Genomic DNA, 26,953 nt, shown 5'->3' on the forward strand with positions numbered 1-26,953 from the left:
GAGGTGAGCGCAATGCAACCAAGAAAACCGCTGGAAGGCGCGCAGCTGGTCATTATGACCATTGCGCTGTCGCTGGCGACGTTCATGCAGGTGCTGGACTCGACCATCGCCAACGTGGCGATCCCGACCATTGCCGGTAACCTGGGCGCGTCACTGAGCCAGGGGACATGGGTGATCACCTCGTTCGGGGTGGCGAACGCTATCTCTATCCCGATAACCGGCTGGCTGGCGAAGCGCGTCGGCGAGGTCAGGCTGTTCCTCTGGTCGACAATCGCCTTCGTGATCGCCTCCTGGGCCTGCGGCATGTCCAACAGCCTGACGATGCTGATCTTCTTCCGCGTCATTCAGGGGATTGTTGCCGGGCCGCTGATCCCGCTCTCCCAGAGTCTGCTCCTCAGTAACTATCCTCCAGCGAAACGCTCGATTGCGCTGGCACTCTGGTCAATGACGGTGATCGTCGCGCCGATCTGCGGCCCTATCCTCGGCGGCTATATCAGCGATAACTACCACTGGGGCTGGATCTTCTTTATCAACGTGCCCATCGGTGCCGTAGTGGTGGCGCTGGCGCTGCAAAGCCTGCGCGGGCGCGAAACCCGCACCGAACAGCGGCGTATTGACGGTATCGGTCTGGCGCTGCTGGTGGTGGGTATCGGGAGCCTGCAAATTATGCTCGACCGCGGTAAAGAGCTGGACTGGTTCGCCTCCAGCGAAATTATCGTGTTGACCGTGGTGGCGGTAGTCGCCATCAGCTTCCTGATAGTCTGGGAGTTGACCGACGATAACCCGATAGTCGATCTCTCCCTGTTTAAGTCGCGTAACTTCACCATTGGCTGTCTCTGTATCAGCCTGGCCTACATGCTCTACTTTGGCACCATCGTTCTGCTGCCGCAGCTGTTGCAGGAGGTCTATGGCTATACCGCAACCTGGGCAGGGCTGGCGTCTGCGCCGGTAGGCTTAATTCCGGTCCTGCTGTCGCCGATTATCGGTCGCTTTGCCCATAAGCTCGATATGCGCCGGCTGGTGACGTTCAGCTTTATCATGTACGCCGTGTGCTTCTACTGGCGCGCTTACACCTTTGAACCGGGCATGGACTTTGGCGCCTCTGCGTGGCCGCAGTTTATCCAGGGCTTCGCGGTGGCCTGCTTCTTTATGCCGCTGACCACCATTACGCTGTCCGGCCTGCCGCCGGAGCGTCTGGCGGCGGCATCGAGCCTGTCGAACTTTGCCCGAACCCTGGCAGGCTCTATTGGTACGTCGATTACCACCACCCTGTGGACCAGTCGGGAATCGATGCACCATGCGCAGCTCACCGAGTCGGTTAATCCGTTTAACCCTAATAGCCAGGAAGTTTACCGGCAGCTTGAAGGGCTCGGGATGAGCCAGCAGCAAGCTTCCGGCTGGATTGCCCAGCAGATCACCAATCAGGGCCTGATTATCTCCGCCAATGAGATTTTCTGGTTCTCTGCCGGCATATTCATCCTGATGATAGGTCTGGTGTGGTTTGCGAAACCGCCGTTCGGTGCAGGCGGTGGAGGTGGCGGAGCCCACTAATTATGATGGGGCCTTCGGGCCTCATTTTTTTTGCAACTTTGTCATAACAAGCGTATTCTCCGCCCGTCCCCGATATTTCCCACTCACTTTTTAACCGGTTCTGAGCCCATTCACTCAGGTTTGTTTCACTTACCCCCGATTTCCCGTACCGGCACGCCATTGCGCTGAACCGGGAAAAAATTAATCACCATTAGCCCCTTCTTCACTCACAGCCGCTGTGCGTCTTCGCCTGCCTGTGTGTCGCAAAGCTATGGGCACAAGAATAAGAAAAATTATGGATACTCAACGTAAATACGGGAGAACCTGGCACTATCCCTTCTCCCCCGGGACCACCAGCGACGACCGGATCAACGCCGGATACTGGCGGGATCTGCAGGCTATCGACACGCTGGTGCATACGGAAAAGCTGGACGGCGAAAACAACTGCCTGAATCGCTACGGGGTGTTTGCCCGCTCCCATGCGGCGCCGACCGACTCCGCATGGACCAGTCGGATCCGCCAGCGCTGGCAGCTGCTGAAAAACGACCTCGGCGACCTGGAACTGTTTGGTGAGAACCTGTATGCGGTTCACTCCATTGAATACCGCGCCCTGGAGCAGGACTTTTATCTGTTTGCCGTTCGCTGCAAAGATATGTGGCTAAGCTGGGAAGAGGTGCAGTTTTACGCCGCCCTGTTCGACTTTCAGTGCGTCCCGGAAATCCCGCTGCCGCAGCCTGCCGATGACGAAAGCCGCTGGCGTCAGCATTTTCTGGCGCTGACCGGCAGCCGGGGTGCGTTCGATCCCTGGGATGTGCAGACCGGTCAGCCCTGCACGCTGGAAGGCATTGTCAGCCGCAACGCTGACGCGTTTCCGGTCGATAGCTTTGCGCATAACGTTTTTAAGTACGTACGCAAAAATCATGTTAAAACCACGCAGCACTGGAAGCGCAACTGGCGTCGGGCGCTGATGGGGTGGGAGTTTGCCCACAAGGAGGAAAAATGATCTGGCAGATAAGTCAGGATAAATCGTGGGATGCGCTAAGCCAGCGCTTTGACTGGGTCAAAGCCATGCACGAGGTTCCGCAGGATCCGTATCACCACGCCGAAGGCGACGTGGCGATCCATACCCGAATGGTGCTCAGTGCTCTGGAGTCACAGCCCGCGTGGCAGGCGCTGGATCCGCAGCAGCAGGAGCTCTTATGGGCCGCTGCGCTACTGCACGATGTGGAAAAGCGCAGCACCACCCAGACGGACGAGCATGGCCGCATCAGCTCGCCGGGCCATGCCCGTAAAGGCGAACTCACCGCCAGGCACATTCTTTATAGCGAGGTGCCCACGCCCTTTACGCTACGGGAACAAATCGCCTCTCTGGTGCGCCTGCACGGGCTGCCTCTGTGGATTATGGAGCGTCCGTCGCCGGAGCGTCAGCTGCTGGCCGCGGCCATGCGTGTGGATACCCGTCTGCTGGCGACGCTTGCCAGGGCAGATATGGCAGGCCGTCACTGTGAGGACAAACAGGAGATGCTCGACAGAATCGATCTGTTTGAGCTGTTTTGCCAGGAGCAACAGTGCTGGGGCGAAGCGCGAACCTTCTCCTCCGCCAACAGCCGCTGGCACTACCTGACCCACCCGGAAAGCGCGCCGGACTTCGAACCCTGGGTAAAGGATAGTTTCGAAGTGATCGTGCTTAGCGCCCTGCCCGGTATGGGCAAGGACAGCTATATCCGCGAGCACTGTCAGGGCATGGCAACGGTAAGCCTGGATGATCTTCGCCGCCAGCACGGCGTCAGCCCGGGCGATTCGTCCGCAACCGGGCGCATTGTCCAGCAGGCAAAAGAGGAGGCCCGCGTGCTGCTGCGGCGTAAAACGCCGTTTGTCTGGAATGCCACCAACATTACCCGGCAGCTGCGCTCGCAGTTAATTACGCTGTTTACCGCCTATGGCGCACAGGTCAGGATTGTCTATCTGGAAGTGCCGTGGCAGCAGTGGAAGAAACAGAATGCGAACCGGGAACATGCGGTACCGGAAAATGTGCTGCAGAGGATGGCGGCAAAGCTGGAGGTTCCACAGCCCGACGAGGCGCACAGCGTGGAATATCGGGTGGTGAACCCGTAAAACAGACAGGGCAGACATAGCGTCTGCCCTGTTTTAACACTAGATGTGCAGTTCCTGCAGCGTCTCTTTTGGCAGAGCCAGCTCATCATTGCTGTTCACGCCAACGCCGCGCGCGATGATATCACGGGCGATATCCTGGGCTTCGCTCAGGGAGTGCATCTCGTAGGTGCCACACTGATAGACGTTCAGCTCCGGGATCTGGTTCTGTTCCTTCACTTTCAGCACGTCGGCCATCGCCGCTTTCCAGGCATCCGCCACGCGCTGCTCGTCAGGGGTACCGATCAGGCTCATATAGAAACCGGTGCGGCAGCCCATCGGCGAGATATCGATAATTTCGACACCGTTACCGTTCAGATGGTCACGCATAAAGCCCGCGAACAGGTGCTCCAGGGTGTGGATACCGCGTTCCGGCATCACTTCTTTGTTCGGCACGCAGAAGCGCAGATCGAAGACAGTTATGGCATCGCCGTGCGGCGTGTTCATGGTTTTAGCAACACGAACGGCAGGCGCGTCCATACGGGTATGATCGACAGTAAAGCTATCTAACAACGGCATTTTGTCTCCTCCGGTTTATCCTTCTCACTCTGGGACTGGCGGATTCTCACCCACGTTTTCCCCACAGGATTACGAATAGCATAATTTTTTAAAATTAAATGAACTCTTTCGCCCGACCCGAGTCTGAATATATGAAAGACGCGCATTTGTTATCATCATCACTGGATTTCAGAGATGAAATTTTTGGCCACAGTAATGTGGCCTTTTTCTTTTGTACTAAGCGTGCTTCGCCAGCAGGGCTTCAAACGACTCCGTATCCGCCGCTTCAAGCTGATGCTGTCGCGTCAGAGAGGCGTCGTGCTCGGCGCTAAATTCCGCCTCGCTAAGGATCTCCAGCGGCTCTTCCCGCAGCATATCACGGTATTGTTCCGCCAGCGCCTTACCGGTTCCGCCAATTCCATTATCGATCATAGAACGCAAAATACGCGCGGAGAACGTTAAGTCCGGATTGTCGAAGCTGGCCACCAGCTCATCACACACTTTCTGGTAGGCATCACCGCCGTGAATGCTATCCAGCGTCTGCGCCACGCGTTTAAGATCGCGGAACAGATCCTTACCGACTTTCGCCAGCGGGAACTGCGCGCTTTCACAGCCCATTCCCAGCGTCAGACCCGGTTTGCGGCCTTCAAGGATGACGCGATTCCAGTTGGTACGGGTGCAAAGCAGTTCATCGCTGCTCATTTCCGGCGCATCGGCCAGCACGCACCAGACCATAAAGAGATCCAGGAAGCGTACCTGCTGCTCGTCCACGCCAATCGGTGAGAACGGGTTAATATCCAGCGAGCGAACTTCGATGTACTCAATACCGCCGCGCATCAGCGCATCCGACGGCGTTTCACCGCTGCGGGTCACGCGTTTCGGACGGATCGGCGCGTAGAGTTCGTTCTCGATCTGCAGAATATTGCTGTTGATTTGCAGATACTCACCGTCCTTCTGCAGACCAATTTTCGCGTACTCTTCCGACGGAGTTTTAATCGCCCGCTTCAATCCTGCCACATAGGTCTCTAAATCGTTAAACGTAATACCGAGATTACTTTGCGATTTATTGGTATAGCCGAGATCGCTCAGACGCAGAGAGGTCGCATATGGTAGGTAATACATCCCGCAGTCGGTTTTCTCAAACGGCAGCGCGCTCTCTTTCCCTTGCAGGAACGAGGAGCAGATGGCCGGAGAAGCACCAAACAGATACGGGATCACCCAGCCAAAGCGGTAATAGTTGCGGATCAGACGGAAGTAGCCCGCAGAGATGGACTCTTTATTCGTCTCGCCACACTTCGCTTCCCAGAATGCCATCGGCAGCGAGAAGTTATAGTGTACGCCAGAGATCGTCTGCATCAGCGCGCCGTAGCGGTTTTTCAGCCCGGAACGGTACAGCGTTTTCAGACGGCCGATATTCGAGGTGCCGTACTGCGCCAGCTCGATATCCTGACCGTTTTCGATATAGCACGGCATACTCAGCGGCCACATCCGCTCATCGCCAATATTACGCGCGGTGTGACGATGCACATCGCGCATAAAGGTCAGCATATGATCGATATCGCCGTCCACTGGAGTAATAAACTCCAGCAGCGCTTCTGCAAAGTCGGTAGTGATCCACTGATGTGTTAATGCCGAGCCCAGCGCCGCCGGATGACCGGTGGTTGCCAGTGAGCCATCTGCATTGACGCGCAGCGTTTCGCGCTCAAGGCCCCGCTGGATCCCTTTAAGGGCCTGAGGGTGTTTTTCCAGCCAGGCCAGCGCCTGTGATACGTCCGGGATCAAATCGACCTCCCGCCTGTCAAAATCATGTTATTCAGCATAATTGTAATGGTTGATGATGAAGAGACGTTCCACGAGGGCCGCTCAAACAATCCAATTAGTGCCACCACGTCATCCCCTGGAGCGTTACCGCCGCGATGACGATATAGCGTATCGCCTTTCCAAGGCACAAAAAAAAGAGTACCGGTCCCCATGAGATGCGCATCCATCCCGCCAGCAGACACAGTAAATCGCCTATAACAGGCATCCAGCTTAGTAACAGTGTGGCTGCGCCATAACGCTTTAGCCAGCCCGTTGCTTTTTCCCGCCAGCGCGAGGTTTCGCGTAGCGGAAACAGGCGCCCAAGAATAACGTTAGTTACCCCTCCAGCGCTATTACCCATTGTTGCTATTACTACCAATAACCACGGCTGACTTACGCCTGACAGCAGCATTGCGACCAGCACAACCTCCGAATTACCGGGTAATAAGGTTGCGCTAAGGAAGCTGCTGATAAAAAGAGAAAACAGCGACAGCCCGTCACTCACAGCAGACGCACGTCCACAGCATCCATACCGGCAGACTTCGCCGCCTGAATACCAAAGTCAGCATCTTCAAACACGACGCAGCGCGAAGGCTCGACGCCCATGCGTTCTGCGCACAGCAGGAAGGTATCGGGAGCCGGTTTGTGATGTTTAACGTGATCGGCGGCAACCACCGCGTCGAAGTAGTGACGCACGCCAAGATGATTAAGCAGGGATTCTGCCAGCACGCTTTCGCTGCCTGTGCCAACGGACATCGGGCGACGGCCGTGCCACTCTTTCACCACCTCAAGAAGCGGCAGAGGACGTACCGTATCCAGCAGCATCGATTTAACCAGCGCGGTTTTCTCATTCGCCAGCAGATGCGGATCGAAATCGGCCTGGTTCAGTTCGATAATCGACTGCGCAATACGCCAGGTCGGTGAACCATTCAGAGCAATCATCGCCTGCAGATCGTAGCGCAGGCCATAGCGGCCAAGGACATCGTCCCATGCTTTACGGTGCGTCGGCTCGGTATCGAGGATGGTGCCATCCATATCGAAAATCAGTCCCGCATAACGTTCGTACATCGTATCCTCGCAAACCGGGTAACAGGCTGGATACTTTAGCGTAAACGGACTTTTTTGTCGCTGATGACAATGAAGAGAATCGATGGAGGATTGCGAAGAAAATTTTTTGAAGAGATGGTGCATCCAGGAGGATTCGAACCTCCGACCGCTCGGTTCGTAGCCGAGTACTCTATCCAGCTGAGCTATGGATGCAACGGGAAGACAATTCAGGATAAACAAAGATGGTGCATCCAGGAGGATTCGAACCTCCGACCGCTCGGTTCGTAGCCGAGTACTCTATCCAGCTGAGCTATGGATGCATCGGGAAGACAATTTAGTAAAAGCAGAGATGGTGCATCCAGGAGGATTCGAACCTCCGACCGCTCGGTTCGTAGCCGAGTACTCTATCCAGCTGAGCTATGGATGCAACGGGAAACTGATTTACTACGCAGAACACACTGCCTATATACAACCGGCACTGCGTATCCGGGAGAATATGGTGCATCCAGGAGGATTCGAACCTCCGACCGCTCGGTTCGTAGCCGAGTACTCTATCCAGCTGAGCTATGGATGCAAAATGGCGGTGAGGCGGGGATTCGAACCCCGGATGCAGCTTTTGACCGCATACTCCCTTAGCAGGGGAGCGCCTTCAGCCTCTCGGCCACCTCACCACACAACGCCTCTTGCGAGTGCTTCGAAGAACTTGTTATCTGCTCTTCGTCGCTGCGTGGCGCACATATTACTTTCTGGCACTTATAAGTCAAACATTTTTTCGAGACCTTTAATCGTTTGCACACTTCACGTTCAATTAGTTTGCAAAACCAGCAAAAAGGGCGATTTATCAGTGACAATCCGCAGGATCCACGCCATTTATGCGTTGCAAAAAATCGGCTCGAGGCCGGGCCTGCGCACGCTAAAAGAGAGAGAAAAGAGAAAATAAGACGAAAAAAGAGAAAAAGAATCGAGAGGGAAGAGAGAAATGTTGCGTCTCACCGGGCGGTGAGACGCGAGAACATTAGTAACTGGACTGCTGGGATTTTTCAGCCTGGATACGCTGGTAGATTTCTTCGCGGTGAACGGAGACCTCTTTCGGGGCGTTCACGCCAATGCGAACCTGGTTGCCCTTCACCCCTAAAACAGTCACGGTGACTTCATCCCCAATCATGAGGGTCTCACCAACTCGACGCGTCAGAATCAGCATTCTTTGCTCCTTGAAAGATTATAAAGAGTCGGGTCTTTCTGTATCCCGGCATTATCCATCATATAACGCCAGAAGGGATGCAATGACAATACCCTGGTGGTAGCAGTCACCGCTTTACCTTCCGTTAGACGTAAGTTTAGCCGATGTACACAATTTCAACCTAACTTTGTGTATACCCTGCATACTTCAAGCTGCAGGTGCGTTGGCTTTCCTCGCTCACCCCAGTCACTTACTGATGTAAGCTCCCGGGGATTCACTGCGTCGCCGCCTTCCTGCAACTTGAATTATTTTGGGTATATAGCGTTGTCGTTAGCGCAGATACAAACGCCACGATCCGGGGATCGTGGCGTTCTCCAGCGCATTCATTATTACAGCTTTGCGCTCACCCAGTCTTTAACACTGGCTAATGCTGCAGGCAGTGCCGCAACGTCGGTACCGCCAGCCTGCGCCATATCCGGACGCCCGCCGCCGTTACCACCTACCTGTTTCGCGACCATACCTACCAGTTCCCCCGCCTTCACGCGGTCGGTAACGTCCTTAGACACGCCCGCAATCAGAGAAACCTTATCATCCGCCACGGTTGCCAGAACGACCACTGTCGAACCCAGCTGGTTCTTCAGATCGTCAACCATGGTTCGCAGCATCTTAGGCTCAACGCCCGCAAGCTCGCTCACCAGCAGCTTCACGCCGTTGATGTCGATGGCTTTGCCGGAGAGGCTGGCGCTTTCCTGCGCTGCCGCCTGCTCTTTCAGCTGCTGCAACTCTTTTTCCAGCTGGCGAGTGCGCTCCAGCACCGAGCGCACTTTCTCACTCAGGTTCTGGCTATCGCCCTTCAGCAGCTGCGCGACGTCATGCAGACGATCGCTGTCAGCACGTACGCTGGCAATCGCCCCTTCGCCGGTCACCGCTTCGATACGACGAACGCCCGCCGCAGTACCAGACTCAGAAACGATACGGAACAGGCCGATATCACCGGTACGACGCGCGTGCGTGCCGCCGCACAGTTCGGTAGAGAAATCGCCCATGCTCAGAACGCGAACGCGCTCGTCGTATTTCTCACCAAACAGCGCCATTGCGCCCTTCGCTTTCGCCGCGTCAAGATCCATCACCTGGGTTTCAACCGCCAGGTTACGACGGATCTGCTCGTTCACCAGATCTTCCACCGCACGGATTTCCGCCGGCTTCATGGCTTCCGTATGAGAGAAGTCAAAGCGCAGGGCTTTATCGTTAACCAGCGAGCCTTTCTGCGCCACGTGGGTACCCAATACCTGGCGCAGCGCCGCGTGCATCAGGTGCGTCGCGGAGTGGTTCAGACGAATGCGTTCACGACGCGCTTCATCCACTTCCGCCTGCACGCCGTCGCCCACTTTCAGCGAGCCGGTTGCCAGTTTGCCAACGTGGCCGATAGCCTGACCATATTTCTGCGTGTCGCTGACGGAGAAGGTGAAGCCGGTGCCTTTCAGCTCGCCTTTATCACCCACCTGGCCGCCGGACTCAGCGTAGAATGGAGTCGCATCCAGGATCACTACCGCGTCCTGACCTGCGTTAACCTGCTCAACCGCTTTCCCATCGATAAACAGCGCGGTCACTTTGCCGTTCAGTTCAAGGTGGTCGTAGCCTTTAAATTCAGAGCTGCCGTCAACGCGGATCATCGCGTTATAGTCCGCACCAAAACCGCTGGATTCACGCGCGCGACGGCGCTGCTCTTCCATCGCGGCTTCAAAGCCGGCTTCATCAACTTTCAGATTACGCTCACGGCAGACGTCCGCCGTCAGATCGACCGGGAAGCCGTAGGTGTCATACAGACGGAATGCGGTTTCGCCGTCCAGCGTATCGCCTTTCAGTTTACCCAGTTCTTCGTCCAGCAGAGCCAGACCACGCTCAAGCGTGCGGGCAAACTGCTCTTCTTCGGTTTTCAGAATCTGTTCAACCTGCGCCTGCTGGCGTTTCAGTTCGTCACCGGCGGAACCCATTACGCTAATCAGCGGGCCAACCAGCTTGTAGAAGAAGGTATCTTTCGCGCCCAGCATGTTGCCGTGACGGATAGCGCGGCGAATAATGCGGCGCAGCACGTAACCACGGTTTTCGTTGGACGGCGTCACGCCATCGGCAATCAGGAAGGCGCATGAGCGGATATGGTCCGCAATGACGCGCAGCGACTTGTTACTCAGATCGGTCGCACCGGTCACCTTCGCCACCTGGTCAATCAGGGTGGAGAAGAGATCGATTTCGTAGTTGGAATTCACATGCTGCAGAACGGCTGCAATACGCTCCAGACCCATACCGGTATCGACGGAAGGTTTCGGCAGCGGCTCCATGGTCCCGTCAGCCTGACGGTTGAACTGCATAAAGACGATGTTCCAGATCTCGATATAGCGGTCGCCGTCTTCTTCCGGGCTACCCGGAGGACCACCCCAGATATGATCGCCGTGATCGAAGAAAATCTCGGTGCACGGACCGCAAGGACCGGTATCACCCATCTGCCAGAAGTTATCTGAGGCATAAGGCGCGCCTTTATTATCGCCAATGCGGATAATGCGCTCACGCGGGATGCCGACTTCTTTTTCCCAGATGTCGTAGGCTTCGTCATCCGTAGCATAAACGGTGACCCACAGACGCTCTTTCGGCAGCGCAAACCAGTTTTCACCGGTCAGCAGCTCCCAGGCGTACTGGATAGCATCATGTTTGAAATAGTCGCCGAAGCTGAAGTTGCCCAGCATTTCAAAGAAGGTGTGGTGACGTGCGGTGTAACCGACGTTTTCCAGATCGTTGTGTTTACCGCCTGCGCGCACGCAGCGCTGCGAGGTGGTTGCGCGGGAATAATTACGCTTATCAAGGCCAAGGAAAACATCCTTGAACTGGTTCATCCCGGCGTTGGTAAACAGCAGAGTCGGATCGTTGTTCGGTACCAGGGAGCTGCTGGCAACAACCTGATGTCCCTTGCTATGGAAAAAGTCGAGAAACGCCTGACGGATCTCAGCGGTGCTCTTGCTCATAATTATCCTGAAATCAAGCTAACGAGTATCGCAGGCAGGTACCGTTCTTGTCGAAGGACGGGCCGCCTGACGGAAAAAAGTGGGAATAAGATAAGTTTTCTTTACTGCGAAGTAAAATCCCGTATGCGTTCAGGCGCTAAATATTCAGACACCGGGCAGCATATTTACGATTTTGGGCAGATGAAGACGCACGTTAGCGTCACTTGCGGATAAGGACGGGCCACACAGCGGGACTTATTTTGCGAACAGAGCCTGAATATCTTCCATCAGGTAGCCGCGATACATCAGGAAACGCTGCACCTTTACCTTCTGGACAAAATCCGTCGGTAGCGGATCGCCATATTTTCGTTCAGCCTGTTCACGGGCGGCTTCTGTCCAGTCAATCTCGCACTCACGCATCAGCTGTTCGGCAAGCGAGCGTGGGATGCCCTTCTGGCTCAGCGTCTGGCGAATGCGCGCCGGCCCGTAGCCTTTGCGGCTCTGGCTGGCAATCAGGCGTTCGGCAAAGCGATTATCGTCCAGATAGTTGCTTTCAAAGCACCAGGCAATAACGCGCTCCAGATCCTCTTCCGCAAACTCAATCGCTTCCGGGCCGTTTTTGGTCATAACCGGCGCAACCAGCTTACGCCGCAGCTCCTGCTCGCTGTGATCGCGGGAGGCCAGAATGCGAATAGCACGGTCCAGCAAACGGGCATAGGCCGGACGGCGCGGCGTGGTTTCACTCATGGATATCTTCCTCAGTCGCAGGAAAACAAAAAGGGCCGCATCAGCAGCCCTTGTTTATCCGATCCGGGGATCAGAAGTCTTCTTTCGTGTCTTCGATGCTTTCGCCATCGGCGTCAACCGCGAACTGCGGCTTGTCGTCCTGGTTATTGAGCAGCAGGTCACGTACCTTCTTCTCAATTTCCTTCGCCGCAACCGGGTTCTCTTTCAGCCAGTTAATCGCATTCGCTTTCCCCTGACCAATTTTGTCACCGTTGTAGCTATACCAGGCACCGGCTTTCTCGATCAGCTTCTCTTTCACGCCCAGGTCAACGACTTCGCCGTAAAAGTTGATGCCTTCACCGTAGAGGATCTGGAACTCGGCCTGCTTAAACGGTGCCGCAATTTTGTTCTTCACGACCTTCACGCGGGTTTCGCTACCGACGACGTTCTCACCGTCTTTCACCGCGCCGATACGGCGAATGTCCAGACGCACGGAGGCGTAGAACTTCAGCGCATTACCACCGGTGGTGGTTTCCGGGTTACCGAACATCACGCCGATTTTCATACGGATCTGGTTGATGAAGATCAGCAGGGTATTGGACTGCTTCAGGTTACCCGCCAGCTTACGCATCGCCTGGCTCATCATACGTGCCGCAAGGCCCATATGGGAGTCGCCGATTTCGCCTTCGATTTCCGCTTTCGGCGTCAGTGCCGCAACGGAGTCGACCACGATAACGTCTACCGCACCGGAACGTGCCAGCGCGTCACAGATTTCCAGCGCCTGCTCACCGGTGTCCGGCTGAGAACAGAGCAGGTTATCGATATCAACGCCCAGCTTGCGAGCATAGACTGGGTCCAGCGCGTGTTCGGCATCGATAAACGCACAGGTTTTGCCTTCGCGCTGAGCGGCGGCAACAACCTGCAGGGTCAGGGTGGTTTTACCGGAGGATTCCGGGCCGTAGATTTCTACGACACGGCCCATTGGCAGACCGCCAGCGCCCAGCGCGATGTCCAGTGAAAGCGAACCGGTAGAGATGGTTTCCACATCCATGGAACGGTCTTCACCCAGGCGCATAATGGAGCCTTTACCGAATTGTTTCTCGATCTGGCCCAGTGCTGCCGCCAACGCTTTCTGTTTGTTCTCGTCGATAGCCATTATTACTCCTGTCATGCCGGGTAAAGCACTGCTGCGCCCCACCGTTGATTTCTGTTCTGTTGCGGCGATTATACTGTACAATCATACAGTATCAAGTGTTTTGTAGAAATTGTTGCCACATCGTCTGTAATGCGTACGCCGTCGCCTGACGACGCACCGATTCACGGTCGCCCTCGAAGCATTCGCAGCGGGTGATCCCCTCGCCTGCCGCGCTGGCAATGGCGAACCAGACCGTTCCCACCGGCTTGCTTTCGCTGCCGCCGTCCGGCCCGGCGATGCCACTGACCGAGATGGCATAGCCCGCCCGCGCCGCCTTCAGCGCGCCGATGGCCATTTCAACCACCACTGGTTCGCTCACCGCACCGTGCTGCGCCAGCGTCTCGCCGCGCACGCCGACCATCTGCTCTTTGGCTTCGTTGCTGTAGGTAATAAAGCTGCGTTCAAACCAGGCGGAGCTGCCTGCAATATCGGTAATCACCTTGGCTATCCAGCCGCCGGTGCAGGATTCTGCCGTCGTCAGCGTGGCACCCTGCTGTTTCAGGGCCAGGCCGATTTGTTCGCTAAGCTGCATCAATTCACTGTCCGTCATCATGACCTCTTCTGCCGGAAAAATGCTGTCGCACAAGATAGCACTTTCCCGTGAAAGATGGGGATGAGGTTGTGATTTTACGAGGCGTCTTCAGAAAAAAAGGCCGGCGAACGCCAGCCTCAGAGCAGCCCGGTCTGCGCCGGTTACTTCATGCTATTGGCGATGGTATCAACGTTATGCTGCATCGCTTTCAGATAGGTGTCGGCAACGCCGCCTTTTACGGAAAGGGACTCAGGATAGAGCTCGCCGCCCGGCTTCGCGCCGGTAGCGCTGGCAATCTGCTTTACCAGACGCGGATCGAGCTGGTTTTCCATAAACCAGGTATCAACACCGTCGGCTTTGATCTGGCGGATCAGCCCGGCCACGTCAGCCGCGCTGGCTTCGCTTTCCGATGACAGTCCCTGCGGGGCGAGGAAAGTCACGCCATAGGCGCGGCCAAAGTAGCCGAACGCATCATGGCTGGTCAGCACCTTACGCTTCGCCTGGGGAATGGCGCTAAAACGCGCTTTCGTCTGGCTATCCAGCCGTTGCAGCTGGTCGATATACCCCTGTCCCGACGCGGCCAGTGCGGCGTTATCTTCTGGATCGGCCTTCACCAGTCCGGCGAGAATATTCTTCGCGTAAAGCGCACCGTTCGCCGCGCTGTTCCACGCATGGGGATCGGTCACCGTCTTGCCATCTTCATCGAGCGTATGGGTTTTCACGCCGTCAGAAGCCACCACCAGGGTTCCTTTAAAGCCGGATGCTTTCACCAGACGGTCGAGCCAGCCTTCCAGACCCAGACCGTTGACCACCACCACGTCCGCTTTGCTCAGAGCCGCGCTATCTTTTGGCGACGGCTCAAAGGTATGCGGATCGCCATCCGGGCCGACCAGAGTGGTCACCTTTACATGTTCGCCGCCCACTTCCTGGACCATATCGCCCAGAATAGAGAAGCTGGTTACCACATTCAGCGTCTTCGCTGACGCCTGTTGCGCCAGCAGGCTCAGCGCCAGCGCGATAATGACACCACTACGTTTCATCGTTTCTCCTTGCTACTTAAAAAGCGCCCGCAGGCTGTCTGCCAGCCTGCTGCGCGTGCCAAATAAAATTGAAAACAGGAACAGCCCGCTGGCCGTCAGCACAATCGAAGGGCCGGCCGGAAGCCCTGCAGACCAGGAGAGGCTCAGGCCCAGCCAGGCGCAAAGCACCCCGCTGCAACCCGCAAACAGAAGCAGACCGGGCAGCGTACGTGCCCAGCAGTGCGCCGCCACCGCAGGCAGCATCATGACGCCAACGGTCATCAGGGTGCCCAGCACCTGGAAACCGGCGACCAGATTCAGTACCAGCAGGGCCAGAAACAGTCCGTGCAGCAGCGACGGCAGCCAGCGAGCGTTAACCTGCAGCCAGGCGCTGTCGAAGGCTTCACTGACCAGCCCGCGATAAAACAGTGCCAGCAGCAGCAGCGTCAGCCCGGCTACGCCGGTCACAAAGATCGCCGCATCGCGATCCACCGCCAGAATGGAGCCAAACAGCAAGTGCAGAAGATCGACGCTGGAGCCGCGCAGAGACACCAGCGTGACGCCCAGCGCCAGCGACCCGAGATAGAAACCGGCAAAGCTGGCATCCTCTTTGAGCGGCGTACGGCGGCTGACCAGCCCCGCCACCAGCGCCACCAGGATCCCGGCAATAAACCCGCCGATACTCATCGCCAGCAGCGACATGCCGCTCAGCAGATACCCCACCGCCACGCCGGGCAGAATGGCGTGGGACAGCGCATCCCCCATCAGGCTCATGCGCCGCAGCTGCAGGAAGACGCCCAGCGCGGTGGTGCTGACCGAGAGCGCCAGGCAAACCACCAGCGCCCGTCGCATAAAGCCAAACTCGATAAACGGCTGAAAAAAGAGAGACCAGATCATGCCGGGACCGCCTGTGTCATTTCGCAGGAAACGGTATCCAGACGCATGACCTGCGGGAAATGCCGCGCCACCCGCTGGCTGTCGTGGAGCACCGCCAGCAGGGTTTGCCCCTGCTGATGCATCTCCAGCATCAGATCCATCAGTACTTCGCAGGTCGCCTCATCCACGCCGGTAAAAGGTTCGTCAAGCATCACCAGCGGCGCCCGCTGAAGCAGGACGCGGGCAAACAGCATCCGCTGGAACTGGCCGCCGGAGAGCTCATCAATGGTGGTGCCCGCCAGCGCCAGTAGCCCGACGCGATCCAGGGCTGACTCCACGCGCAGGCGCATCGTACGGTTAAAGCCGCGAAACAAAGAGATCCCCGGCCAACCGCCCATGCTCACGACGTCCCGTACGGTCACCGGAAACTGGGCCTCCAGGGCGTGTCGCTGGGCCAGCCAGCCAATCACTGGCCGTTTTCCGCTCCAGCACAGACCGCCGCTGACGGGCGGAATAAATCCGGCCAGCGTTTTCAGCAGCGTCGATTTACCGCAGCCATTGGCTCCGGTAATCGCCGTCATGCTGCCGGCGTCAATTCGGTGATTCAGCACCGGGGTAATCGGCTGGCCGCTATAGCCCGCCACCAGCTGTTGCAGTTCGATCATGGCAGTAATACCGCCCAGTGAACCGCCAGACCCAGCACAATAAGCAGCACGCTGGCCAGCAGGACGCGGGTCAGCGCGGAGAGAGAAAAAAGAGAAGGAGACATCGGCACACCAGATTAAATGTTATAACGTAACAATAATCAGCGCGGCGCGTGATGTAAACGAGCACGCGTAAATGTAGTGCGACAAAATGTTTCGTGGAGCCCCTCCCGCAACCGGGAGGGGAAGAAGAGGAGGTTACTGCTGAGCGCGCGCCAGGGCGACGGCTTCGCCCAGCTGCCACACCGCCATCGCATAATGGGTACTGTGGTTATAGCGGGTGATGGTGTAGAAGTTCGGCAAACCATACCAGTACTGATAGCCGGTGCCGATATCCAGCCGCAGCAGACTGACCTGGTCCGGGTTACCCAGCGGCTGCAGCGGCTTAAGACCGGCATTGGCGAGCTGCGCCGGGCTGTACTTCGTTTTAAAGCCGTTTGCCACGCCGACGGCCTGGCCGCTGGCCTCAACCGCCACCGACTCGCCCTTCACCCAGCCGTGAGCTTTAAAGTAGTTCGCCACGCTGCCAATGGCGTCCTCCGGATCCCACAGGTTGATATGCCCGTCGCCGTTAAAGTCCACCGCGTACTGCTTATAAGAAGACGGCATAAACTGGCCGTAGCCCATTGCTCCGGCAAAGGAGCCTTTCAGATCCAGCGGATCGTCCTGTTCATCACGGGCCATCAGCAGGAAGGTTTCCAGCTCGCCGGAGAAGTATTCCGCCCGACGCGGGTATTCAAAGGAGAGGGTCGCCAGCGCGTCCAGGATACGGGTTTTACCCATAATGCGGCCCCAGCGGGTTTCCACTCCGATGATACCGACAATAATTTCCGGCGGCACGCCATACACCTGCCAGGCACGGGTCAGCGCATCCTGATACTGGTTCCAGAAGGCAACGCCGTTCTGCACGTTGTCCGGGGTAATAAACTGCTTGCGGTAACGCAGCCATGCTCCGTTCGGGCCGGAAGGCGGCTGGGTCGTCGGCGTCGGGGCCTGCTTGTCCATCAGACGCAGGACGTAATCCAGCCGTTTAGCCTGGGATAAAATCTCATGCAGCTGGCCGCGATCGAAGCCGTGCTTGCTCACCATCCGTTCAATAAACTTTTCTGCCGCCGGGTTACCGGCAAAATCGCCGCCGGGCATCGTCACATCATGCTGTGGCTTAAGCAAAAAGCCGCCGGAAGGCGCGGTGGCGGCAGGCGCTGCCGCCTGGGTTTGCGGTTTGCTGCTGCAGGCCGCCAGCAGAGCTAAAAGAGGCAGGAAAGCAATATAACGACGCTTAGACATAGACTATCCATTCAACGAATTGCGGCAAAGGCCAGTATGGTAAAACATCCCCGCTGCCTCAAGGAAGCGCGGCGAGGGAGATCCACCAGATTTTATATCGCGCTTTTCAGCCCCAGCCGTTTTGCCAGCCGGTGAAGATTGCCGACGTCCGTCTGCAGCGCCCTGGCGCAGGCCGCCCAGCTATGCCCCTTTTCCGCCAGCACGCGGGTAATGAGCTCACGCTGAAAGGCGTCGGTGGCCTCACGCAGATTCTGAATCACGGGCTGTTCGGCGGCGGGCTGAACCATCGGCGGCGCGGCATCGGCACTAAACGTAAAATGCTGCACGTCCAGCACAACCTCATCCCCCACGCGGGCGGCACGGGCCAGCACCACAGCGCGATAAATGGCATGTTCCAGCTCGCGCACGTTGCCGGGCCAGCTATAGCGTAGCAGCTGCGCCCGGGCTCCGGGGCTTAAAATCACCCGTCCCAGTCCCGTACGCAGCCGACTTTGCTCGCAGAAGTAACCCGCCAGCAGGACCACATCCTCTCCGCGCTCGCGTAAAGGCGGCACCGACAGAGGAAAAACGCTCAGGCGATGGAACAGGTCGGCGCGAAAACGCCCGGACAGCACTTCCTCACGCAGATCGCGGTTGGTGGCCGCCAGCACGCGTACGTCTACCCGCAGGCTGCTGTCGTCCCCGACCCGCTGAATATCGCCATACTGCAGGACCCGCAGCAATTTGGCCTGCAGCGCCAGCGACAGCTCGCCGATCTCATCGAGGAACAGCGTCCCGTTATCAGCGGTTTCAAATTTGCCCTGTCGGTGGCTGATCGCCCCGGTAAAAGCGCCCTTCACATGGCCGAACAGCTCGCTTTCCGCCACGCTTTCCGGCAGCGCCGCGCAGTTGAGGTAAACCAGCGGATGCGATGCGCGCGGCGAGCCCGCATGGATGGCCTTCGCCACCAGCTCTTTACCGGTGCCGGTTTCACCGCTAATCAGCACGTTAAGATCCGATGCGGCAACGATCTCAATCTCTTTTTTTAGCTGCATCATGCCCGGCGACAGGCCAATCATCTCCGCGGCGGGCGCCTGCTCAAACGCTCCGCCGTCGCCCGGCGAAACGTTCTGGCTTTCCAGCTGTTCAATCAGCAGGGCATTGTTCAGCGCGCCCGCCGCCAGGGCAGCAATCAGCCGCAGTTCTTCATCGCTAAACGCATCAAACTGGTCTGGAGAAAGGCCGTCGAGGGTCAGGGCACCGATAAGGTTCTGCCCGGCAAACAGCGGCAGGCCGACGCAGGCATGGACTTTCAGGCTCTCCTGACCGGGGATCAGGCCGTCATAGGGGTCGGGTAAATCGCTGTCGGCAGGAAAGCGCACCACGTCCCCGGCGCGGGCGATAGCCTCAAGCCGCGGATGCCCCTCAAGGGTAAAACGCCGCCCCAGCACGTCCGGGGAAAGGCCGTCGATCGCCAGCGGAATAAACTGCCGGGCTTCATAGCGCAGCAGCGCCGAGGCGTCACACGCCAGCACTTCGCGCAGAGTGGCGATAAGCCGCTGAAAGCGGTCCTGATGGCCAATTCCCCGCTGTAGTTCAATGGCAATTCGCGCCAGCACGTCGGTAGAAAAACTCATCGCCACTCTCCATTGTCATTTTGACTACCAATGATGTCATATTGACAACTTCAAGTATAGTCATATTGACATCCAACCAGGCAGTGTAAAACACAAAACCCATTAATATCAATAAATTAAAAAGTTGGCACGTAACTTGATTATAGGCAGACATCCTGTTTGAAAAAACACTCTTTATTGTCTGAGGTGGCTATGTCTATTCTGGTAAAAAACAACATTCATTGGGTAGGACAACGTGACTGGGAAGTGCGCGATTTTCACGGTACCGAATATAAAACCCTGCGCGGCAGCAGCTATAACAGCTATCTTATCCGTGAAGAAAAAAATGTGCTGATCGATACGGTCGATCATAAGTTCAGCCGCGAGTTTGTGCAGAATCTGCGTAGCGAAATCGACCTGGCGGATATCGACTATATCGTCATTAACCATGCGGAAGAGGACCACGCCGGGGCGCTGACCGAACTGATGTCCTGCATCCCGGACACGCCAATCTACTGTACCGCTAACGCCATTGACTCCATTAACGGCCACCATCATCACCCCGAGTGGGATTTCCACGTGGCAAAAACCGGCGACACGCTGGATCTGGGCAACGGCAAACAGCTGATCTTTGTTGAAACCCCGATGCTTCACTGGCCGGACAGCATGATGACCTATATGACCGGCGACGCGGTGCTGTTCAGCAACGACGCCTTCGGCCAGCACTACTGTGACGAACGTCTGTTTAACGACGAGGTGGACCAGACTGAACTGTTCGAACAGTGCCAGCGCTACTACGCCAATATTCTGACGCCGTTCAGCCGCCTGGTGACGCCAAAAATCACCGAGATCCTCGGTTTTAATCTGCCGGTCGATATGATTGCCACCTCTCACGGTGTGGTCTGGCGCGATAACCCGACCCAAATCGTTGAGCTGTATCTGAAATGGGCGGCGGATTATCAGGAAGATCGCATCACTATTTTCTACGACACCATGTCCAATAATACCCGCATGATGGCCGACGCCATCGCCCAGGGCATCAACGAAGTGGACCCTAACGTGGCGGTCAAAATCTTTAACGTGGCACGCAGCGATAAAAACGAGATCTTAACCAACGTCTTCCGGTCCAAAGGTACGCTGGTCGGGACCTCCACCATGAATAACGTGATGATGCCGAAAATTGCCGGCCTGGTGGAAGAGATGACCGGCCTGCGCTTCCGCAATAAACGCGCCAGCGCCTTCGGTTCCCACGGCTGGAGCGGCGGTGCGGTAGACCGCCTCTCCACTCGCCTGCAGGATGCCGGTTTTGAAATGTCCCTCAGCCTGAAGGCTAAATGGCGGCCGGATATGGATGCGCTGGAACTCTGCCGCCAGCACGGGCGCGACATTGCCCGTCAGTGGGCGCTCGCTCCCCTGCCGGAAGCTGACGTCAAAGCGTCCCCGGAACAAGAGGCCTGCGCCTGTGCTGCAGCCGCTGCAGCCGACCTCGGTCCGTGCATGCAGTGCAGCGTCTGTCAGTGGATTTACGATCCGGAAAAAGGCGAACCCATGCAGGACGTCGCACCGGGCACACCGTGGAGCGATGTCCCGGATAACTTCCTGTGTCCGGAATGCTCTCTCGGCAAAGATGTCTTTGACGAACTGGCAACGGAGGCAAAATGAGTCGCGGCATCCTGATTATTGGCTCGGGCTTCGCTGCCCGCCAGCTGGTGAAAAATCTCCGCAAACAGAGCGCTGATATGCCCCTGACGCTGATTGCGGCCGACAGTATGGATGAGTACAACAAACCGGATCTGAGCCATGTGATAAGCCTGGGCCAGTCCGCCGATGAGATGACCCGCCAGACGGCGGGGGAGTTTGCCGAGCAGTACCAGCTCAGCCTGTTCCCCAACACCCGTATTACGGCTATCGATGCGCAGGCGCATACGGTCAGCAGCGGAGATAAACAGTGGCACTACGACAAGCTGGTGCTGGCAACCGGTGCCAGCAGCGCCGTGCCGCCGGTGCCCGGTCACGAGCTGATGCTGACCCTCAACGGCCAGCAGGAGTATCGCGCCTGCGAAGCGCGGCTTCGCGACGCACAGCGGGTGCTGATTGTCGGCGGCGGCTTAATCGGCTGTGAACTGGCAATGGATTTCTGCCGCGCCGGCAAAGCGGTAACGGTCGTGGATAACGCCGCCAGCGTGCTGGCCTCGCTGATGCCGCCGGAGGTCAGCAGCCGCCTGCAGCATACACTCACCGAAATGGGCGTGCATCTGCTGCTGAACTCGCAGCTGGAGTCGCTGGAACAGCAGAACAACGGGATCCGCGCAACGTTTGACCGTCAGCGCACGCTGGAGGCCGACGTGGTGGTGGCCGCCGCCGGTCTGCGCCCGGAAATCGCCCTGGCACGCTGTGCCGGAGTGGAAGTAAACCGTGGTGTTAAGGTCGACCGCAGCCTGCAAACCAGCCAGCCCGATATCTGGGCGCTGGGCGACTGCGCGGAGATCGACGGTCAGCTTATGCCGTATCTGCAGCCCATCCAGCTCAGCGCCATGGCGCTGGCGAAAAGCCTGCTTGGCAACGCCACGCCGGTGAATCTTCCTCCGATGCTGGTGAAGATTAAAACCCCGGCGCTGCCGATGCAGCTGGCAGGAGAAACCCGCCGCCGTGATTTGCAGTGGCAAATTACCGCCGATGCAGCGGGTATGGTGGCCCGCGGCTGTGACGCTGCGGGTTCGCTGCGCGCCTTTGCGGTCAGCGAAGCGCGGATGCCGGAGGCCTTTGGCCTGCTGAAATCCCTGTCGCTGGGCTAAGGGCTCAGAACGTCGGGCCGTTAACCACCGACTCCCGGCGAATCAGCTCGCCGGGAAAGGCGGACTGGCTGGTAAATTCCCCGCCGTCGAGCATAAAAATCAGCCGGTTAATGGCCTCTTTCACCATCTCCGTTACCGGCACTCTGACGCTGGAGAGCGCAGGCACCATCCAGGGTGCCAGCGCCACATCGTCAAAACCAATCACCGACACCTGCTCCGGCACGTTAATTCCCTGAAGATGCAGCTGTTTAATCGCCCCAATCGCCATATCATCATTGCTGGCCACCAGCGCGCTAAACGTATTCCCGCTGGCTAACAGCTGTTGCACACCCTCGGCTCCGCTGGCCGCGGTCCACTTACCCTTAACAATCAGCGACTCACGTAGCGGAATCGCGTACCGCGCCAGCGCATCCCTGTAACCAGAAAGACGCTCAGCGCCGGTCGGTGAATCCAGCGAACCAGTAATAAACGCGATATCCCGATGGCCCAGCTCAATCAGCTGCGTCACCGCCGCCTGGCTTGACGCCTGCTGGTCGGAGTAAACACAGTGGCTGCCGTTTTTTCGCAGCCGACGATTAAGCACCATAATCGGCTGCGAGTGGCTTTCGATAATCTCATCCATCTCATCCACGCTCAGAAAACGCGGATAGATAATAATCGCGTCGCAGCGCAGGTCGAGCAGGTACTGGATCGCCTCGCGCTCCTCGTCCGCGCTGTGCTTACCGTCGGCAAGGATCAGACGCCGTCCCTGATCTTCGGTCATTCTGGCGGCGTGGGAGAGCAGCTCGCTAAAATAGACCCCGTGATAGAGGGTGTTGGTCACCACCAGCCCCAGGGTCTGGGTCTTTTTGGTCGCCAGGTTGCGCGCCAGCAAATTCGGCCGGTAGCCGCTCTCTTCAATGGCCTGGAGCACGCGCTCTTTGGCCTCCAGGCTAACGTAGCCATTCCCTGACAGCACGCGGGATACGGTGGTCTTCGACACCCCTGCCCGCTTTGCTACCTCCAGCATCGTTGCCATATTTTCCTGCTCGTCTGAAAAAGATGTGCAGCAGTGTACTTCAGCCTCCGGCGATTTTCAGCCACCCCACGCGCAGCAAATAGCGATGACCGGACACCTTTTGGTGATCAGCATCACGAATATAAAAAGTCATCCATTTTGCATCTTGTTTCGGCATATGAAACTCTTCATGCTTTTGTGGAACCGGTTCCCTATACAAAGTTCCATCGGTGCTGATGTCCATATTCGGCACGGATAAAAAAACATCTTATTGATAAATCAGGATAAAAATCCTATGTCTAAGAATTATGCGGCGTTAGCCCACGGCGTGGTCTCAGCCCTCGGCGGCGCGGAAAATATTGCAGCCGTCACCCACTGTATGACGCGTCTGCGCTTTGTTGTAAAAGATGAAAACCAGGTGGATACGGCGACGCTGAAAGGCATTAGCGGCGTGATGGGTGTGGTGCGTAACGAAACCCAGTGCCAGGTGATTATCGGCAACACGGTATCCCACGCTTTCCGTGAAGTGGTCAGCCTGCTGCCAACGGATATGCAGCCAGCCCAGCCAGCAGGTAAGCAAAAACTGACCCTGAAGCGTATCGGTGCGGGTATCCTCGATGCGCTGATCGGCACCATGTCTCCGCTGATCCCGGCGATTATCGGCGGTTCGATGATCAAGCTTCTGGCGATGATCCTCGAGATGAGCGGCGTGCTGGAGAAAGGCTCTTCTACCCTTGCGATCCTGACCGTGATCGGCGACGGCGCCTTCTTCTTCCTGCCGCTGATGGTGGCCGCCTCTGCCGCCGTTAAATTCAAAACCAATATGTCGCTGGCGATTGCGATTGCCGGGGTGCTGGTTCACCCGAGCTTTATCGACCTGATGGCGAAAGCCGCCCAGGGCCAGGTGGTTGAGTTCGCTCTGGTGCCGGTCACCGCGGTGAAATACACCTACACGGTGATCCCGGCGCTGGTCATGACCTGGTGCCTGTCGTATATCGAACGCTGGGTGGATCGTATTACCCCGGCGGTCACTAAAAACTTCCTTAAGCCGATGCTGATCGTGCTGATCGCGGCGCCGCTGGCGATTATGCTGATTGGCCCGATTGGGATCTGGATCGGTAGCGCCATCTCCGCGCTGGTGTACACCATTCATGACTATCTGGGCTGGCTGTCGGTCGCCATTATGGGCGCACTCTGGCCGCTGCTGGTGATGACCGGGATGCACCGCGTCTTTACCCCGACCATTATTCAGACTATCGCCGAAACCGGCAAAGAAGGGATGGTCATGCCGTCAGAAATTGGCGCTAACCTGTCCCTGGGCGGCTCTTCCCTGGCGGTGGCATGGAAAACGAAAAACCCTGAACTGCGTCAGACGGCGATGGCGGCGGCGGCATCGGCCATTCTGGCGGGCATTTCTGAACCGGCGCTGTACGGCGTGGCGGTACGTCTGAAACGTCCGCTTATCGCCAGCCTGATCAGCGGCTTTATCTGCGGCGCGGTCGCCGGTATCGCCGGACTGGCGAGCCACTCAATGGCAGCTCCGGGCCTGTTTACCAGCGTCCAGTTCTTCGACCCGGCTAACCCGATGACGATCGCCTGGGTATTCGGCGTGATGGCACTGGCGGTCGTTCTGTCCTTTGTTCTGACCCTGATTCTCGGATTTGAAGATATTCCGGTGGAAGACGAGGCCGAAAAAGCCCGTAAGCTGCAGGCCGCTACGCCTGCCACCGTTACAGAAGCACGAGTTTGATGACCACAGCGAGGAAACGCATGTCTGTCTTTCCAGAAGGATTTTTATGGGGCGGCGCACTGGCCGCCAACCAGTCGGAAGGGGCCTTCCGCGAGGGCGGTAAAGGGCTGACCACCGTTGATATGATCCCCCACGGCGAGAATCGCCTGGCGGTGAAAATCGGCCAGCAAAAGCGTTTTGCCCTGCGCGAGGATGAGTTCTATCCCAGCCATCAGGCGATCGATTTTTATCATCGCTATAAAGAAGATATCGCCCTGATGGCGGAAATGGGCTTTGGCGTGTTTCGCACCTCTATCGCCTGGAGCCGCCTCTATCCGAACGGCGACGAGCTGACGCCCAACGCCGAGGGTATCGCCTTTTACCGGTCGGTATTTGAAGAGTGCAAAAAGTACGGTATCGAGCCACTGGTTACGCTCTGCCACTTCGACGTCCCGATGCATCTGGTGACAGAGTACGGCTCCTGGCGTAACCGTAAAATGGTCGATTTCTTCGCCCGCTACGCCCGTACCTGTTTTGAAGCCTTTGACGGTCTGGTGAAGTACTGGCTGACCTTCAATGAAATCAACATCATGCTGCACAGCCCCTTCTCCGGTGCCGGACTGGTGTTTGAGGAAGGTGAAAATCAGGAGCAGGTGAAATACCAGGCCGCGCACCACGAGCTGGTGGCCAGCGCGCTGGCGACGAAAATCGCCCATGAGGTCAACCCGGCCAATCAGGTTGGCTGCATGCTGGCGGGCGGTAACTTCTATCCTTACTCCTGCAAGCCGGAAGATGTCTGGACCGCGCTGGAGAAAGATCGCGAAAACCTGTTCTTTATCGACGTTCAGGCCCGCGGAGCTTACCCGGTCTGGGCCGCCCGCGTATTTCGCGACAAAGGCGTGACCGTGGAGATGGAACCGGGCGATGCCGCAATCCTGAAGAACACGGTCGATTTCGTCTCCTTCAGCTACTACGCCTCCCGCTGCGCCTCGGCGGATATGAACGCCTCTAACACCAGCGCCGCCAATATCGTGAAATCCCTGCGCAACCCGCATATCGAGGTGAGCGAATGGGGCTGGGGTATCGACCCGCTGGGCCTGCGTATCACCATGAATATGATGTACGACCGCTACCAGAAACCGCTGTTCCTGGTGGAAAACGGCCTGGGCGCGAAGGATGAGTTTAACGTCCGCGGCGAGATTAATGATGACTATCGCATCAGCTATCTGCGCGAGCATATCCGCGCCATGGGCGATGCGATTGCCGACGGGATCCCGGTCATCGGCTATACCAGCTGGGGCTGTATCGACCTGGTTGCCGCCTCAACCGGCGAGATGAGCAAGCGCTACGGCTTCATCTACGTGGACCGCGACGACGCGGGCAACGGCAGCCTGACGCGCACGCGTAAAAAATCGTTCTGGTGGTATAAGAAAGTGATTGCCAGCAACGGGGCGGACCTCGACTAAGATTTGCCTTCCCACTGCTCCTCTCCCACAGCGAGAGGAGCAGAACATCTCCACTCTGCGAGCCGCTACGGAAAACGACGCACTCCTGATTTACCCCTCTCCAGTCAATACACTACCCTCAGCTCACAAAGCAACCAAATAAAGGTGTACATAGTACTCAACTAGTGTACTATGTACCTCACAGGGAGAGTGCCCGTGGATCACGCGATTGAGTTTATCGAAACGCCCATGTTTACCCGCCAGATAAAACAGATTGCCACTGATGATGAGCTTAAAGAACTGCAAAAAACGCTTATCCAGTTCCCCGAGAAAGGCGACCTGATACAGAAAACAGGTGGGCTACGCAAAATCAGAATGGCCACGGGCCCGCAGGGGAAAAGCGGTAGCGCAAGGGTGATTTATTTCCTGGCAACAGAAGAGATTATCTGGCTGGTAATGGTATATCCGAAAAGTATTAAAGACAGTCTGACTGATACAGAAAAGGCCGAGCTTAAAAAGCTGACTAAACGACTGAAAGATGAGGTGTAAAATGACTTTTTTTAACGATCTGAAAACCTCGCTGGAAGAGGCAGTTGACATCAAAAACGGTGTTAAAAAACCGGCCCGCGTGACACGCTATGAAATTGCTGATGTCCGGGCCATAAGAGAGCAGCTCAACGTCTCCCAGGCAGAGATGGCCAACGCGTTAGGGACCAGCATTGATACCATCAAAAGCTGGGAAGCAAAACGCCGCAACCCTACCGGGCTGGCGGCAAAAGTTCTGGCCGTGATCCAGACCAATCCGGCTTTCTTCCACGAACTTGCTGCGCACTAATAGACTCATACCAGCC

Annotated in this window: 25 protein-coding genes and 5 tRNA genes; 9 read left to right on the forward strand and 21 right to left on the reverse strand. The window is 57.1% G+C overall.

Translation table 11 applies throughout. The features are described from left to right. Positions 1-12 precede the first annotated feature (12 nt). The 3 genes from emrB (at position 13) to EDF81_RS11075 (ending at position 3,645) form a co-directional block, all read left to right on the forward strand. Entirely contained in the window at positions 13-1,551 is a 1,539-nt protein-coding gene (gene emrB, locus EDF81_RS11065; RefSeq protein ID WP_123348187.1) for a multidrug efflux MFS transporter permease subunit EmrB, read from the forward strand. A 274-nt stretch (positions 1,552-1,825) separates the two neighbouring features. Beyond that, positions 1,826-2,533: an RNA ligase family protein gene (locus tag EDF81_RS11070; RefSeq protein ID WP_123348188.1), complete on the forward strand. Its 708-nt coding sequence runs from the start codon at positions 1,826-1,828 to the stop codon at positions 2,531-2,533. Further along, positions 2,530-3,645, forward strand: coding sequence for an AAA family ATPase (locus tag EDF81_RS11075; protein ID WP_123348189.1), 1,116 nt, complete (start codon positions 2,530-2,532; stop codon positions 3,643-3,645). The genes EDF81_RS11070 and EDF81_RS11075 overlap by 4 nt, the downstream gene beginning before the upstream one ends. Positions 3,646-3,684: 39 nt before the next feature. Here EDF81_RS11075 and luxS read toward each other — a convergent pair whose 3' ends face one another. The 19 genes from luxS to norR form a co-directional block, all read right to left on the reverse strand. After that, positions 3,685-4,200, reverse strand: a complete 516-nt coding sequence (gene luxS / locus EDF81_RS11080) for an S-ribosylhomocysteine lyase (RefSeq protein WP_123348190.1) — start codon at positions 4,198-4,200, stop codon at positions 3,685-3,687. 216 nt (positions 4,201-4,416) lie between these two features. Further along, on the reverse strand, positions 4,417-5,961 hold the full coding sequence (gene gshA, locus EDF81_RS11085; protein WP_123348191.1) for a glutamate--cysteine ligase: 1,545 nt from the start codon (positions 5,959-5,961) through the stop codon (positions 4,417-4,419). A gap of 94 nt (positions 5,962-6,055) precedes the next feature. Continuing rightward, positions 6,056-6,484, reverse strand: coding sequence for a YqaA family protein (locus tag EDF81_RS11090; RefSeq protein ID WP_123348192.1), 429 nt, complete (start codon positions 6,482-6,484; stop codon positions 6,056-6,058). Then, complete coding sequence (yqaB, locus tag EDF81_RS11095) at positions 6,481-7,047, reverse strand: fructose-1-phosphate/6-phosphogluconate phosphatase (protein WP_184999517.1); 567 nt, start codon at positions 7,045-7,047, stop codon at positions 6,481-6,483. Before yqaB ends, EDF81_RS11090 begins: the two co-directional genes overlap by 4 nt. Positions 7,048-7,162: 115 nt before the next feature. After that, positions 7,163-7,239: transfer RNA gene (locus EDF81_RS11100), tRNA-Arg, on the reverse strand. Between the two features lie 30 nt (positions 7,240-7,269). Beyond that, positions 7,270-7,346 (reverse strand) — tRNA-Arg (locus EDF81_RS11105). 30 nt (positions 7,347-7,376) lie between these two features. Further along, positions 7,377-7,453 (reverse strand) — tRNA-Arg (locus EDF81_RS11110). Positions 7,454-7,523: 70 nt separating this feature from the next. Further along, a tRNA-Arg gene (locus EDF81_RS11115) sits at positions 7,524-7,600 on the reverse strand. A gap of 4 nt (positions 7,601-7,604) precedes the next feature. Next, a tRNA-Ser gene (locus EDF81_RS11120) sits at positions 7,605-7,697 on the reverse strand. A gap of 344 nt (positions 7,698-8,041) precedes the next feature. Further along, positions 8,042-8,227 carry a carbon storage regulator CsrA gene (gene csrA / locus EDF81_RS11125; RefSeq protein WP_000906486.1) on the reverse strand — a complete coding sequence of 62 codons (186 nt, stop codon included), beginning with the start codon at positions 8,225-8,227 and terminating at the stop codon, positions 8,042-8,044. Positions 8,228-8,595: 368 nt separating this feature from the next. Next, complete coding sequence (gene alaS / locus EDF81_RS11140) at positions 8,596-11,223, reverse strand: alanine--tRNA ligase (protein WP_123348194.1); 2,628 nt, start codon at positions 11,221-11,223, stop codon at positions 8,596-8,598. Positions 11,224-11,457: 234 nt separating this feature from the next. Continuing rightward, positions 11,458-11,949, reverse strand: coding sequence for a recombination regulator RecX (recX, locus tag EDF81_RS11145; RefSeq protein ID WP_123348195.1), 492 nt, complete (start codon positions 11,947-11,949; stop codon positions 11,458-11,460). A 70-nt stretch (positions 11,950-12,019) separates the two neighbouring features. Next, positions 12,020-13,084 (reverse strand): recombinase RecA, encoded by a 1,065-nt coding sequence (gene recA / locus EDF81_RS11150; protein ID WP_123348196.1) that lies wholly within the window; start codon positions 13,082-13,084, stop codon positions 12,020-12,022. A gap of 91 nt (positions 13,085-13,175) precedes the next feature. Further along, positions 13,176-13,673: a nicotinamide-nucleotide amidase gene (gene pncC / locus EDF81_RS11155; protein ID WP_123349039.1), complete on the reverse strand. Its 498-nt coding sequence runs from the start codon at positions 13,671-13,673 to the stop codon at positions 13,176-13,178. Positions 13,674-13,816: 143 nt separating this feature from the next. Continuing rightward, positions 13,817-14,695 (reverse strand): metal ABC transporter substrate-binding protein, encoded by an 879-nt coding sequence (locus EDF81_RS11160; RefSeq protein ID WP_123348197.1) that lies wholly within the window; start codon positions 14,693-14,695, stop codon positions 13,817-13,819. A 12-nt stretch (positions 14,696-14,707) separates the two neighbouring features. Then, positions 14,708-15,571, reverse strand: coding sequence for a metal ABC transporter permease (locus EDF81_RS11165; protein ID WP_123348198.1), 864 nt, complete (start codon positions 15,569-15,571; stop codon positions 14,708-14,710). Then, a complete protein-coding gene (locus tag EDF81_RS11170) occupies positions 15,568-16,215 on the reverse strand; it encodes a metal ABC transporter ATP-binding protein (RefSeq protein WP_123348199.1) in 648 nt (215 codons plus the stop codon). Before EDF81_RS11170 ends, EDF81_RS11165 begins: the two co-directional genes overlap by 4 nt. Positions 16,216-16,452: 237 nt before the next feature. Then, positions 16,453-17,541 carry a lytic murein transglycosylase B gene (gene mltB / locus EDF81_RS11175; RefSeq protein WP_123348200.1) on the reverse strand — a complete coding sequence of 363 codons (1,089 nt, stop codon included), beginning with the start codon at positions 17,539-17,541 and terminating at the stop codon, positions 16,453-16,455. A 92-nt stretch (positions 17,542-17,633) separates the two neighbouring features. After that, positions 17,634-19,157, reverse strand: a complete 1,524-nt coding sequence (gene norR, locus EDF81_RS11180) for a nitric oxide reductase transcriptional regulator NorR (RefSeq protein ID WP_123348201.1) — start codon at positions 19,155-19,157, stop codon at positions 17,634-17,636. Positions 19,158-19,349: 192 nt separating this feature from the next. Between norR and norV the strand changes: the two genes are divergently transcribed. Both norV and norW read left to right on the forward strand, forming a co-directional pair. Then, positions 19,350-20,798, forward strand: a complete 1,449-nt coding sequence (gene norV, locus EDF81_RS11185) for an anaerobic nitric oxide reductase flavorubredoxin (protein WP_123348202.1) — start codon at positions 19,350-19,352, stop codon at positions 20,796-20,798. Beyond that, a complete protein-coding gene (norW, locus tag EDF81_RS11190; RefSeq protein WP_123348203.1) occupies positions 20,795-21,931 on the forward strand; it encodes an NADH:flavorubredoxin reductase NorW in 1,137 nt (378 codons plus the stop codon). Before norV ends, norW begins: the two co-directional genes overlap by 4 nt. Before the next feature lie 4 nt (positions 21,932-21,935). On the opposite strand, the gene EDF81_RS11195 is transcribed toward norW, so the two are convergent. Continuing rightward, positions 21,936-22,949, reverse strand: coding sequence for a LacI family DNA-binding transcriptional regulator (locus tag EDF81_RS11195; protein ID WP_123348204.1), 1,014 nt, complete (start codon positions 22,947-22,949; stop codon positions 21,936-21,938). Between the two features lie 40 nt (positions 22,950-22,989). Next, a complete protein-coding gene (locus EDF81_RS23945; protein WP_148049925.1) occupies positions 22,990-23,172 on the reverse strand; it encodes a hypothetical protein in 183 nt (60 codons plus the stop codon). A gap of 51 nt (positions 23,173-23,223) precedes the next feature. Here EDF81_RS23945 and ascF point away from each other — a divergent pair, with 51 nt between their 5' ends. The 4 genes from ascF (at position 23,224) to nadS (ending at position 26,937) form a co-directional block, all read left to right on the forward strand. Beyond that, a complete protein-coding gene (gene ascF / locus EDF81_RS11200; protein WP_123348205.1) occupies positions 23,224-24,678 on the forward strand; it encodes a PTS cellobiose/arbutin/salicin transporter subunit IIBC in 1,455 nt (484 codons plus the stop codon). Positions 24,679-24,698: 20 nt separating this feature from the next. Further along, the gene (locus EDF81_RS11205) at positions 24,699-26,123 is read left to right on the forward strand and encodes a 6-phospho-beta-glucosidase (RefSeq protein ID WP_123348206.1); all 1,425 of its coding nucleotides are present in this window, start codon (positions 24,699-24,701) and stop codon (positions 26,121-26,123) included. A gap of 195 nt (positions 26,124-26,318) precedes the next feature. Next, a complete protein-coding gene (locus tag EDF81_RS11210; protein ID WP_123348207.1) occupies positions 26,319-26,651 on the forward strand; it encodes a type II toxin-antitoxin system RelE/ParE family toxin in 333 nt (110 codons plus the stop codon). Position 26,652: 1 nt separating this feature from the next. Next, positions 26,653-26,937: a NadS family protein gene (gene nadS / locus EDF81_RS11215; protein ID WP_123348208.1), complete on the forward strand. Its 285-nt coding sequence runs from the start codon at positions 26,653-26,655 to the stop codon at positions 26,935-26,937. Positions 26,938-26,953 lie beyond the last annotated feature (16 nt).

The sequence above is a fragment of the Enterobacter sp. BIGb0383 genome (assembly GCF_003751845.1).
In the GTDB taxonomy this organism is placed as follows: domain Bacteria; phylum Pseudomonadota; class Gammaproteobacteria; order Enterobacterales; family Enterobacteriaceae; genus BIGb0383.